Raw genomic sequence first — 12,343 nt, forward strand, 5'->3', positions numbered from 1 at the left:
AACTTTGTATAAATTGAACGGATATTGTACAGTTTTAAAAATATTTTGCAGTCAACTCAATTGGCCGCAGTGGAGGTTCCATAAATGGCGAAAGCAGAATACAAAAGCGCAATTCGTTCACGCAGGATGATCCAGCGCGCGCTGGTCGAACTGCTGCAGGAAAAGGAACTTGATAAGATCACCGTTACGGACATCGTGACGCGCGCCGACATCAACCGCGGTACTTTTTATGCGCACTATGCAGACATTTCGGGCGTGCTTGACAGTATTATGGAAAATGTCTGCCAGACCATCCGGGAAGCGCTGGAAAAACAACCGCTTTGGGCAAAAGCTCCAGATGCACGCATTGTGCTGCAGCACTTGCAGCGCATGCTGGAAAGCGACCCGGAATTTTACCGAAATGCCATCCGCACCAATGTTTCCAACATCGTATTGGAAAAGCTGCGGGAATTCTTTATTGAACAGATGATGCAGCGCGAAAGCGGCTATGCTGTCCGCAACCATGAACAATATGTGTTTACCGTCCGGTTTGGTTCCGGCGGCGTTATCACTTTATATAAGGACTGGTTTTCCGGCAACCTGCCTTTTTCGCTGGACGAGCTGACCGAAAAGGCGGCGCAGGCCATCAACACAATGCTTGCGGGTTTGTAAGTTGTGTTTTTATATGCAAAAAGGCGCAGCATTCGGCTGCGCCTCAACATAAATGATAGATACAGTCTATATGGAAAACTAAATGTCGTTCATGTTTCACAAACGGGCCTATAAGAAAATGAACCCACTTACTGCAAACACCAAGCTTTCTATTAACAAAAAAACGCCAGAATCATACGATTCCGACGGTTTTAGCCCGAGTGTAATTATAGGATTCAGGAAAGTAGCTAAAGTGATTAAACATCAATTCCAATTACGTATATTGGAACTTGTATTGCGCTTTTGAAATAGGGCAGGTATTTTTCAACCTTTTCAAAATTAAGAGATCCCTCCCAGTTATGGCCATATTGGTTGGTCAAAAATTTTTGCATGGCTTTTGCAGTTGTGATATAAACACCGAAATCAATAAGATCCAAATTTGAATAGGATGCCATCTGGAACTTTAGCAAGTCAGTTCCCAAAAACGAAGCATGTCCAAATTGGACCTCAACAGCTATCCGTTTTTTTGAAAATCGAATTTGCTGTATGCTTTCATATCCGGAGATATGCGTGGTTGCCCCTCCCAGCCTTTTTCCAAAAACAAATCATTTAGAATTTTAATAAATTCTTTACGATTTAGTTTGGAAAAATCAACACACGCTGCATATAAAATTGTTCAATTTCTGCTTTCTGGGCAAGACGGCTGTTAAAGAGTTCCTCTGAAAAGCGGAAAGAATACTTTTTAAGGCGTACAGCCATGCAATATCAGTTCCAATCACAGTAACAGTATAATTGAAGTATATCATAACGCGACAAAAAAGACCAGACAGCACAACAAATGCAAACAAAAAAGCGGGTAAGCCCCATAAGGACTTACCCGTGGTCCGAGTGTCATTAAAGGATCTGTGGAAATCCAGTAATACCAATAGTTTGCAAGCAGCAAGCAAGGCTTCTTCCCAGTCACAGTCACAAAGTGTAACCCACAATAAGCATTGGGTTACACTTTGTTTTTAGAAATCCTTAATAAATAACACCAAACGAATCGACAAGGCCCATAAAGCGTTCGCAGTAAATACTTTGCAATATATGGCTATTGGGATTTGATTCGTAGTTTATTGCGTTCACACCATCCATATTATAATATTTTGTGCCAGATGAGTATTCCTCATCTTTCAAGGTGGAAGATAAGATAACCTGCGCTCCGGTCTTCTGGTACTCTTTGATCATAATGTTTTCTTTTTTTGTGGACAGTTCTCCTTTTCTAAAACAATCCATAATAATTGGAAAATCGTGCTTGAGATGCCAGAAGATTGCCAATGTTCTGCTAAAATAATACTCCTGCTCTTCACTTCCTGAAAACGTCATTGATTTTGTAGAAAAGAAGTCTTTAAAGATTTGAGTTCCATCAGGATCAATGAGCTTATAAAATGAGTTCATGCTTGCAAGGATGCTTTCTTTTACTTTGGTTTGCTTTTGAGAGTTTGAATCTTGAAGATTTTGCTCTGTTTCAATTTCGGCTTCAAGAGCATCTTGTTTATCATGCAATTCAGACAGTCGTTCTTCATCCTCGCTATATGTTCGAATTGTTTCAGAGTATATCAGCATATTTGAAACAGGGACAGGTGTTTTTTGGATTTTTTGCTTTAACTCGTCTTGCTTCTGATTTATTCTCTGCTGTAATTCTGTGATTTCGGCTGTATATAGAGTGATGGAGTCAGAAATAGAGCGCATAACGTTTTTTCTTACTAAGTCATTTGTTAGTTCAAAGCTCAAATCTCCGCTGACATAAGTAATATTGCTGCTGCCACAGTCTCGACAGCGTATTTCGCCTGATTTTAACTGCGTATTCAAGGAATTAAGCTCGGAGATGAGGTTTTCCAATTTAATTTTACGATTTATGAGCCGCGCTCGCTTTTTTTGCATAGTAGAAATAGCATCATTAAGAGCTTGGTATTCTTGCCGTTCCTTTTCCATGTTTTCTCGATCAGCAGTTTTTGAGACTGCACTCGCAATCTCGGGATGTTCACGGTAAAGAGTCAGCCGCTTACTTAATGATTCGATATTAGATTTACATTTTTTTAGTTCTAATCTCAATGCTTTTAACTTTTCGATGGATTCTGTCAACGTCAGGCAGCCGGAAAGAGCATACAACATATTTGCAAAATCCTGCTTGTTGTAATACCCATTATTTACAATATTAGATGGATTACGTCTATCCTGACCAACAAAAAATAGTTGGTAGAAGAGTGAGAGATCAACAAGTTTTTGAAACCCATCCTTGATAATGTATGGTAGTGAAAATATATTTTTTGTAACGAAGTATTTTAACTCAGATGTATCATTAAATACCGTTACAATATCTCTCTGTTTAACAGCAATCGTGCTGTTTTTTCGTAGAAACTCAAATATTTCTCCGTTATGTTCGATACTGGTATAAAAGTAATATGATTTGTAGTTAAAACCGCTCGGGAAAATTGGCTCATTTCCCAAAGCATACATCATTCCTTGAAAGATAATAGTTTTTCCCTTATTGTTGTCGTTACTAAAAATTACATTCACTCCATCAGTAAGGCGATCCTCGATGAACGATTCTTGGGTATTTCCGCAGCCTGTTTTAAGAATTTTCACTTTTCAGGCCCTCCTTTACTAACGCTATCAAATACAGCAGTGCGGTTTCGTCTAATGTGAATAGCCTGTTTTTAGTTCGAGAAGATAATTTTCCAAGAATCACGCGAATCCCTGCCGCAGAATCTTTTTCGAGTGTTGTCATTATTTCTTCTAATAGGATCCAAAATGCACTTTTATTGTTTTTATTAAAAAGTGTTCTACTAATTTGGGCTTGGCATTCTTGGATTAAATCAGCAATGTCTTCCTCATCCATTCCTTGGACTTCTTGAATGAAGTAGAGCGGAATTCCTCTTGAGGAAAATAAATCATTTCCAATTACTCTATTAACAACAAGCAGTTCGATATCTTTTCGATAGATATTTTTTTCGAATTTCTCTGCTTCTTGGATTGAAGAAACTTCTTCACCGTAAACATTTCTGATTTTTTTGGATGCTTGCTGCATTCGAATTTCATCAAAAATACGAGTCAAGAACTCATCATCCAATTTGGAAACGTTCTTGAATTTAATAATAGATTTGATGTAATCGCTTTTATTGTATTTGTCAAATATAAAAATAACATCAAATAAAAATTGGTCTACTTCCGAAATAATAGCTGGTGTGTTTATATCCGGATCATTTCGACGCTTAATCTCGGCTATCAACCCTTCCTTTACATGAGAGACTTTAGTTTTCTTGAAATTACTAATGTCAAAAATCTCTACTGAGGTATTCTCAACATAGCTTTCTTTAAGTTGTGGCAAGTATAGAATAAAATGGCCAAAAGAAATGTCACTCACATAATTTGAAAATAGCGTATATAGTGCTTTGCCGACCGTACGAGGGGTTAACGATGCAACATTTTTTGATTGAATATCCCAACTGTCAAAATAATCTTCGGAAACACCTGTGACATCGTTAAAGCAATCAATGATAAAGAGGCTTATACCACGGTGACCTTTAATTTTAGTCAATAGGTAAAGGAGAGATTTGGTTTCAAATTCAGTTGCTTTATCATTATTCTGTTCACTGGTTTTGAATTTGTACATTTAAACCACCCACATCAGAAAAATACTTGATGGTCAAGTTCAGAGAATCGCTGTTTTTTACAATAATTCTACCACGAACACTTTAGAATGTCATTAAATACCTTTGGATGATGCTGCTGCTTTATAGGGACTGTGAGCAGCGTTTTCATATATTCCAACAAGAAAGGAGGGGTGCTCCCCTACAGGCCAGCCGTCGGGCTGGCTTTTTCTATTTCACAACGAAGGAGGTTTTTAGGTGGCTGACGATAAAAAGAATATTCCTGACGCTGGGAAGGTGGACGAGTCCCCCAAGCCGGGAAAGGTGGAGCCTATCAAAGCCGATTCCACGGTGCAGGAGCCCGCCCCGGCCAAGACGGAGTCCCCCGTGGTAGAGGGTACACCGCAGCCGGGCAAGGACGAGAAGCAGACCACGATCCCCGGCATGGGAGATCCCGCCCCCGCCGGAAAGGTGGTGGATTTTACCGCTGCCCGGGATGGGGCGGCGAAGGGCAAGCCCCCGGAAAAGGCTGCGGCCCCGGATAAGGGCAAGCAGGCGGATAAAGCGAAGGATGCGGCCAAGCCCCGCAGGGGCCGCCCGGCCAGGGCTGACAAGGCGGCCCCCGACAAGGCCAAGCCGCAACCTCGGGACAAAATGTCCCAAAGCAAACCGCCTGCCGGGAAAGGTGCTCCCGCCACGGCGAAGGCCCCGGCTGCAACTGAGCAGCCGCCCACCCCTCGGGATGCCACCCGTGGCGTGAAAGAGGAGATCGTGTATCTCAATCTTTCCGAGCTGCACCCGTTCAAAAATCATCCCTTTAGTGTCCGGGACGATGCGGAAATGCAGGGGCTGGTGGAGTCGGTCAAGGCTGCCGGGGTCAATCAGCCTGCGCTGGTGCGTCCCCGTGAGGGCGGCGGATATGAGATCATCGCCGGACACCGCCGCCAGCGGGCCAGCGAAATGGCCGGATTTATCAATATGCCCTGTATCGTCCGCAACATGACCGATGACGAGGCCATCCTCGCCATGACGGATGACAACCTGCGGCACCGGGAGAAGATCGTGCCCACAGAAAGAGGGGCTGCGCTGAAACAGCAGGTGGAGGCTATCAAACACCAAGGAGCCCGGCCCGGCGAGGATGACCGGGACGCCGGAAAACGCTCCACGCAGATTGTCGGGGATCGCAACGGCATGAACTACAAGCAGGTGCAGCGGTATATCCGCCTGACCGAGCTTGTCCCTGATCTGCAAAAGATGGTGGACGAGAAGCAACTCTCTTTTACCCCCGCCGTAGAGATTTCTTTCATCCGCCCCAAGCACCAGAAGTATATCGCCGTTGCCATTGAGGGGCAGGCGTCCTCTCCGTCACTCTCCCAAGCGCAGAAGATGCGGGAACTGGATAAGGAGGGCAAGCTGAACGGCGATGTGATCGACGGCATTTTGAGCGAACAGAAGAAGGAGGTTGACAAGGTGATCATCAACAGCGCCGAACTGGAAAAGTATTTTGGTAAGAACAAGACGCCCCGGGAGATGAAGGACACCATTCTGGCCCTGCTGGACGAGTGGAAGGAGAAGCAGCCCCCGGAGTTGGGCAAGCCGGACAAGAAAAAGGACATGGAGAAGTAACCGACCTTGGGACAATTTGTCCAGAGGTCTTTTTCGTTCCCTCGTTCAAGGCTCTTGGGATTTATCCCCCGTCGCCGCCTTTTATACGGCATGGCCGGGCGCTGTCCGTCAAGGGTGCATCGCACCGCCGCCCTGCGGCGGCTTGCCCTTTACGGGCGGCCCCGGCTGTGCCATTCCCGGGGGCGTGACGGGGGCATATCCTCCAGAGCCGCCCCCTTTCCCATGAATGGGAAAGGGCGGGGGGATAGAGTTGAACACCATGAAACGGAGGTTTTCTATGAAAAGACCCCTTGCGTATATCACCGCCGCATGGTGCGGCGAGGACTACAAAAGCACGGAACAGGCGGCCCGGTACTGCCGGGCGGTGTACGAGGCGGGGTTTTCGCCTATTTGCCCCACGCTGTATCTGCCCTTGTTCCTCAACGATGCGGTTCCCGAGGAGCATAAGAGCGGCATCGACATGAGCCGAGACCTGCTGCGGCGCTCCCATGTGCTGGTGGTGTGCGGCCATACCGTCACCGAGGCCATGAAAAACGACATCGCCGTGGCCCAGCGACTGGGGATCACCGCCACAACGCTGGAGGGTATCCTCACCGTCAAAGGACAGGGGCGGCGCTGATGCCCTCCTTGTTTGAAGCCTATGTCACCAACTTGGGGAAGTACAACGAAGGTGAACTGGTAGGCGAATATCTGAAATTCCCCACGACACACGAGGAGGTGCAGGCCCTCTTGAAGCGCATCGGCATTGACGGGGTGCGGTATGAGGAAATCTTCATCACCGACTTTGACGGGGATGTGCTGGGGCTGTACGACCACTTGGGTGAATATGAGAACATCGACGAACTCAACCATCTGGCCTGCGTGATCTCCGAGCTGGATCAAAGCGATCTGGAGAAGTTTGAAGCGGTCATTGACAGCGGCGAATACACCGGCAGCGTGAAAGAGCTGATCAATCTGGCGCAAAATCTGGATTGCTTTGAGTTTTATCCGGGTGTGACAGACGATGAAACGCTGGGGCGCATCTATGTGGAGGACATGGAGGCTATTGATGTGCCGGAGCACCTGCTCAACTATTTCGACTACGAGGCATACGGGCGGGATATTCGGCTCAACGAGGATGGGCATTACGCCCCAGGTGGCTATGTGCTGAACAATGGCGGCAGCTTCATTGAGCACTACCACGGGCGGGAGGACATTCCCGACGAACACAAGGTTTTCTCCATGCCCAAGCTTAACATCCGGGAACAGATGGCCGCCTACAAGGAGGTCATTGACCGTTCCTCGCTGGAGGGAGAACGGCTGCACCCGAGAAAGGAGGTGCCGGAGCGATAACAACACTTCGGGACAATTTGTCCCAAACATGGGGTGCCCCACAAAGTCGCATGACTTTGTGGGGAGAGAAGGAGCAACGAAGCGGGCGGATTTCGGGCGGCAACGCCCGAAGGAGCAAAGCGGAGTTTGTGACGACGAGGGGGTGGTTTGACTGGTTGATGAAGATGTTTCCCGGCGCACGATTGCCGTTTCCGTGAAGGCGTCCAAACTGACCGCCCGGGGCCTTGCCTATGTGCTGCGGGCCATTGGCCGGAAAATCGCCAAGCACCACCGGGCCAAGCAGACGCCACATGGCAAGCAAAGCGTGAAAAAGCTCATGGCCCACGGCGCATCGGCATCCAGCATCGAGCTGTCCGGCGACACCAAGCTGTTTGACCGGGTGGCCCGGAAATGGAATGTGGACTACGCCTTTTACAAAACCGGGCCGGACAAATATCTGCTGTTCTTCAAGGCTGGGCAGGCCGACGCCATGACCGCCTGTTTTTCTGAATACTCCCGCAAGGTACTGAACAAGTCCAAGTCCCGGCGCATCCCCATCCAGGATCAGCTCAAACGGGCGTCGGAGCAGCTTGCCCAAGAGCGGCCCCGTCCCAAAGAGCGGGTACAGGAGGTGGTTCATGCCGACAGATAAAATCCGAAAGTACATTCTCCCCAACATTCCCTATCTGTTTATCGGCTGGGCCTGTCTGAAGCTGGGGACGGCCTACCGTCTGGCAGCGGGGGCCGGGTTTGGTGAAAAGCTGCTGGGGCTGGGCCGGAGCATCGGCCCGGCCTTTGCCGACTTTGCGCCAGGGCTCGATCCCTTTGACTGGCTGGTGGGCCTTGTGGGGGCGGTGGCCTTTCGCCTACTGATCTACTTCAAAAGCAAGAACGCAAAGAAATACAGGCGGGACGAGGAATACGGCTCCGCCCGGTGGGGAACGGAAAAGGACATCAAGCCCTTTGTCGATCCCAAGTTTGAAAATAATATCATTCTCACCGGGACGGAGATGCTCACCATCAACACCCGGCCCAAAAATCCGGCCAACGCCCGCAACCTCAACGCCTGTGTCATCGGATCGTCCGGCTCCGGCAAGACCCGGTTCTGGCTCACCCCCCAGCTGCTCCAAGCTCATTCATCCTATGTAGTGGTCGATCCCAAAGGAGGTGTCCTCGGGCAAGTCGGTCACTTTCTCCAGCAGCGGGGGTATAAAATCAAGGTATTCAACAGCATAGATTTTTCAAAATCCATGCACTATAATCCGCTGGCCTACATCAAGAATGAGGCGGACATCTTGAAGTTTGTAAACGCCTTGATTTCCAACACCAAGGGCGAGGGCAAAGAGGGCGATCCGTTCTGGACGAAGGCCGAAACGCTTTTGTACTGCGCCCTGCTGGGGTACATCATTTTTGAGGGCTCCGAGGAGGAGCGCAACATGAATACGCTGGTTGACATGATCTCCGGCATGGAAGTGAAGGAGGATGACGAGGACTTTCTCAACGCCGTGGACTATATGTTCAAGGGGCTGGAACAGCGCAAGCCGGATTGCTTTGCGGTGAAGCAGTACAAGAAGTACAAGCTGGCCAGCGGTGATATATGCTCTAAGTGACTTCTTAATCATGATTTTGTCATGGTTAGTGAAGCAATCACTTAGAGCATTTTTGTTTCAGGAGGTACAACCATGAGAAATGAAAAAATTACCCCACTGTACGAGCGCCTGAGCCGGGACGATGAGTTACAGGGCGAGAGCAACTCCATATCCAACCAAAAACAGATGTTAGAGGATTTTGCCCGCCGGAACGGGCTGCCCAACCCTACGCACTTTACCGATGATGGTATCTCAGGCACCCGTTTTGACCGCCCCGGATTTTTGGCGATGATGGAGGAAGTGGAGGCAGGGCGTGTAGAGGCAATCGTCATCAAGGACATGAGCCGGTTGGGGCGCGACTATTTAAAGGTCGGTCAGGTCATGGAGGTTTTGCGGCAGCGCGGAGTTCGGCTGATTGCGATCAATGACGGTGTGGACAGTCTGAAAGGCGATGACGATTTCACTCCGTTCCGCAACATTATGAATGAATTTTACGCCCGTGATACCAGCCGGAAAATCCGCTCTGTGTTTAAGTCAAAAGGCATGAGCGGTAAGCACCTGACAGGCACCGTGATTTACGGCTACTTATGGGACGAAAAGCGGGAGCATTGGCTGGTAGATGAGGAAGCTGCCGAAGTGGTACGCCGTATATTCTCCCTCACGCTGGAGGGATATGGGCCTTATCAGATCGCCTGCAAATTATCCGCAGAGCGGATTGAAATTCCTGTCGTACACCTTGCCCGCTTCAACGAGGGTGTGAACCGTTCAAAGCCGGTCAAAGACCCCTATGGATGGGGATCATCTACCATCGTGAACATTTTGAAAAAACGAGAGTATTTGGGGCATACCATCAATTTCAAGACCCGCAAGCACTTTAAGGACAAGAAAAGCCACTATGTTTCTGAGGACGAGTGGACGATCTTTGAGAATACCCATGAAGCCATTATCGACCAGCAGACCTTTGATTTGGCGCAGAAAATCCGCAGCAATGTACGGCGTTATCCAAACGGCTGGGGCGAAGCGGCTCCCCTCACAGGCTTGCTCTATTGTGCCGATTGCGGCGGCAAGATGTATGTCCACCGCACCAACAATGGCAAGCGGGTTTCTCAATATACCTGTTCCAATTATACCAAAGTTCCGTGTGGGACACTATGCCCTACACAACACCGTATCAATGAGAGTGCTGTCCTGACATTGGTTTCCGACACGCTCCGGGCTATCGCTGAATATTCGAGAAATGACCGGACGGAATTTATTCACACTGTTCAGGAGACGCAGGTTGCTCAACAGAGTGCCGATATATCGAAAAAGCGCATGCGTCTGGCTGCTGCCCAAAAGAGAGCCGGAGAACTGGAAAAACTGATTTGCAAAATCTATGAGGACAACGCCCTCGGCAAGCTGCCGGATGCACGATATAAGGCGCTTGATGCACAGTATGCCAAAGAGCAGGACGCACTTGAGATTGAAATTGCAGAGCTGGAAAAGGCTGTTACCGGCTATGAGCAGAGCCAGAAATCCGCAGAGAAATTTATAGCCCTGATTGATAAATACGAGAATTTTGACACGCTGACAAACACCATGCTCAATGAGTTTGTAGAGAAAATCCTTGTCCACGAACGCGCCCGAAAAGGCAGCCAGGACACCACGCAGGAAATTGAAATCTACTTCAATTTTTTAGGACGCTATATCCCACCATCCTTACAGCCGGTTCCTTTAACACCGGAGGAACAGGAAGAATTGCGAAAAAAAGAAGAACGCAAGGACAGGCTCCATCAGAACTATTTGAAACGAAAAGCCAGCGGCGCACAGAAACGGTATGAGGACAAAATCAAGGCGCAGAAAAAAGCGGAAATGGACGCTAAGAAAGCCCTGATCCGGGCTGAGGATATGAAAAAAGGTGTTTTTTCTACTGTCGGACAGCTGCCGAAAGAAGAACCGCGCAAAGGCAGCATAGCAGCCAGCGCAGCAGTCTAATCATCACGGAGCAAAGGAGAATGAATATGAGTAAGTTGACTTACATTCGTTGTGGAGATTATGATATACCCAACCTAAAACTTTCTGAACAGCCGGAAACTTCTATCGGTAAGTACGGCAGGATGAGAAAGTCCTACCTGAAGGAACACCGTCCTATTCTCTACAACCAACTGCTGATGAGCGAGAAGCTGTATCCGCACCTGTTAGAGATTGAGCGGACAGCACAGGGGCGTGTGGAAACCATGTTGCCTCACATGATGGAAGTTGCGGGTGTCACGGAGGAACTGAAAGCCTGTGACCCTATGCGCTGGGTGGGGCTGATGAACACGCTGAAAGCGCAGGCAGAAGAAATCATATTAGCAGAATTGATTAACGACTGATTCCCTAACAATAAATTACAATATAATCAAAAAGACGAAGTTAGTGTAAATAGACTGACTTCATCTTTTTTGATTCCTATATTCTTCTGGGGATTTTCCATAAACTTTACGGAAAGTGGCCGCAAATTTACTTGCATTGGCATAGCCCAAATGCTCTGCAATATTGCCGATTGTCAAATTCGGTTTTGACATCAATAAAAGCGCATACCGCATTTTTGCCTGTCGGATATAAGCCCCAATAGGAACACCATACATGGCTTTGAATGATTCTCGAAGTTTGGTCTGCCCCATTGCTGCTATTTTGCAAAGCTGCGAGAGTTCTGGTGGGTTTAAAATATTCTGTTCAATAGCCAGACGTACAGATTCCAGCGCCTTTTTCTCTTGTTTGGAAAGAGACTGGTGTTTAGATGCTATCTCCTGTCGCTGTTTATGAAAGTTGCCTGCCACAATAGAAAGCAGTTCACCTACTTTGCTTTCGTAGTAAAGACGGGAGGTTTCGCCAGCAATCAGTTTATCCCGTATCTGCAAAAACAGGGTTCCAATTTCCGGGGTATTATAATCAAAAGCTTTCCAATCATAAACCTCTGCATAGTCAAAATCGTCCGGGGTAAAACGGTCTTGCAGATTTTTCTCTATGTAATCTTCAAACAGCAAAACTGACGCATAGCTGATTGGTATATTGGGTTGATATAATACTCGCCCCTGTGACGGCTTATTTAGATAAAGGTGGATTCCCTCTGTGATAGGTTGGGCTTTCCGCCCATTCTGGATCAGGGTAACACCGCCGGATTCCAAATAATAAATTTTCACCAGCTTTTGATTGATCTCATATTTGCGTTCCATTGAGGCGTATGGTATCCAGCTTCCGGTTGACAGGAATAATCCATCTGTCGGTTGAACCTGATAGATATTTCCATAGCCTTGTCTGTTTTGCGGCTGCAAGGTGCAGATTCCATTATGATTATCCTGTCGAAAATGATAATCATGCAGATAAAAAGAAGCATCCCCTAATTCGTGCGCGGCCTGTGTAGAATCGGTCTGCATCCTGCTCACCCCCGTTTCTTATGTAGTCGGAATAATCCGCAGTATCTTTTTTTATGCTCCAAAATGTCGCAAAGGCTGTCAGCAAAACCACAAAAAGCACTGATATATCCGGTTGTTTTTCCACTTTTAACTCCTGTTTTGACCTTTTTTGCCGGAT

General features: G+C 47.5%; 11 protein-coding genes and 1 pseudogene. 8 read left to right on the top strand and 4 right to left on the bottom strand.

Annotated elements, in window-relative coordinates:
* The first annotated feature begins 84 nt into the window (after positions 1 to 84).
* On the top strand, positions 85 to 651 hold the full coding sequence (locus tag TQ39_RS01285) for a TetR/AcrR family transcriptional regulator (protein ID WP_050004267.1): 567 nt from the start codon (positions 85 to 87) through the stop codon (positions 649 to 651).
* 236 nt (positions 652 to 887) lie between these two features.
* On the opposite strand, the gene TQ39_RS21545 is transcribed toward TQ39_RS01285, so the two are convergent.
* From TQ39_RS21545 to TQ39_RS01300, 3 genes are all read right to left on the bottom strand, one after another.
* Complete coding sequence (locus tag TQ39_RS21545) at positions 888 to 1,217, bottom strand: BglII/BstYI family type II restriction endonuclease (RefSeq protein ID WP_243134021.1); 330 nt, start codon at positions 1,215 to 1,217, stop codon at positions 888 to 890.
* A gap of 433 nt (positions 1,218 to 1,650) precedes the next feature.
* The gene (locus TQ39_RS01295) at positions 1,651 to 3,258 is read right to left on the bottom strand and encodes a hypothetical protein (RefSeq protein WP_050004268.1); all 1,608 of its coding nucleotides are present in this window, start codon (positions 3,256 to 3,258) and stop codon (positions 1,651 to 1,653) included.
* Positions 3,245 to 4,285 (bottom strand): hypothetical protein, encoded by a 1,041-nt coding sequence (locus TQ39_RS01300; RefSeq protein WP_050004269.1) that lies wholly within the window; start codon positions 4,283 to 4,285, stop codon positions 3,245 to 3,247. Before TQ39_RS01300 ends, TQ39_RS01295 begins: the two co-directional genes overlap by 14 nt.
* Before the next feature lie 235 nt (positions 4,286 to 4,520).
* On the opposite strand from TQ39_RS01300, the gene TQ39_RS01305 reads away from it, so the two are divergent.
* The 7 genes and pseudogenes from TQ39_RS01305 (at position 4,521) to TQ39_RS01340 (ending at position 11,142) form a co-directional block, all read left to right on the top strand.
* Positions 4,521 to 5,888, top strand: a complete 1,368-nt coding sequence (locus TQ39_RS01305; protein WP_050004270.1) for a ParB/RepB/Spo0J family partition protein — start codon at positions 4,521 to 4,523, stop codon at positions 5,886 to 5,888.
* A gap of 277 nt (positions 5,889 to 6,165) precedes the next feature.
* Positions 6,166 to 6,507, top strand: coding sequence for a DUF7768 domain-containing protein (locus TQ39_RS01310; RefSeq protein WP_050004271.1), 342 nt, complete (start codon positions 6,166 to 6,168; stop codon positions 6,505 to 6,507).
* Positions 6,507 to 7,220 (top strand): antirestriction protein ArdA, encoded by a 714-nt coding sequence (locus TQ39_RS01315; protein ID WP_050004272.1) that lies wholly within the window; start codon positions 6,507 to 6,509, stop codon positions 7,218 to 7,220. Before TQ39_RS01310 ends, TQ39_RS01315 begins: the two co-directional genes overlap by 1 nt.
* Before the next feature lie 193 nt (positions 7,221 to 7,413).
* Entirely contained in the window at positions 7,414 to 7,851 is a 438-nt protein-coding gene (locus TQ39_RS01325; RefSeq protein ID WP_412433752.1) for a PcfB family protein, read from the top strand.
* Positions 7,838 to 8,791, top strand: a pseudogene (locus tag TQ39_RS01330) (type IV secretory system conjugative DNA transfer family protein); the annotation flags it as partial. The gene TQ39_RS01325 and the pseudogene TQ39_RS01330, both read left to right, overlap by 14 nt.
* 90 nt (positions 8,792 to 8,881) lie before the next feature.
* The gene (locus TQ39_RS01335) at positions 8,882 to 10,762 is read left to right on the top strand and encodes a recombinase family protein (protein ID WP_050004275.1); all 1,881 of its coding nucleotides are present in this window, start codon (positions 8,882 to 8,884) and stop codon (positions 10,760 to 10,762) included.
* Positions 10,763 to 10,788: 26 nt separating this feature from the next.
* Positions 10,789 to 11,142 carry a TnpV protein gene (locus TQ39_RS01340; protein ID WP_050004276.1) on the top strand — a complete coding sequence of 118 codons (354 nt, stop codon included), beginning with the start codon at positions 10,789 to 10,791 and terminating at the stop codon, positions 11,140 to 11,142.
* Between the two features lie 60 nt (positions 11,143 to 11,202).
* Here the strand turns inward: TQ39_RS01340 and TQ39_RS01345 are convergent, their stop codons facing one another.
* The gene (locus TQ39_RS01345) at positions 11,203 to 12,186 is read right to left on the bottom strand and encodes a helix-turn-helix transcriptional regulator (RefSeq protein ID WP_050004277.1); all 984 of its coding nucleotides are present in this window, start codon (positions 12,184 to 12,186) and stop codon (positions 11,203 to 11,205) included.
* Positions 12,187 to 12,343 lie beyond the last annotated feature (157 nt).

Origin of the sequence: Ruthenibacterium lactatiformans, assembly GCF_000949455.1 — a bacterium.
Classification (GTDB): Bacteria; Bacillota; Clostridia; order Oscillospirales; family Ruminococcaceae; genus Ruthenibacterium; species Ruthenibacterium lactatiformans.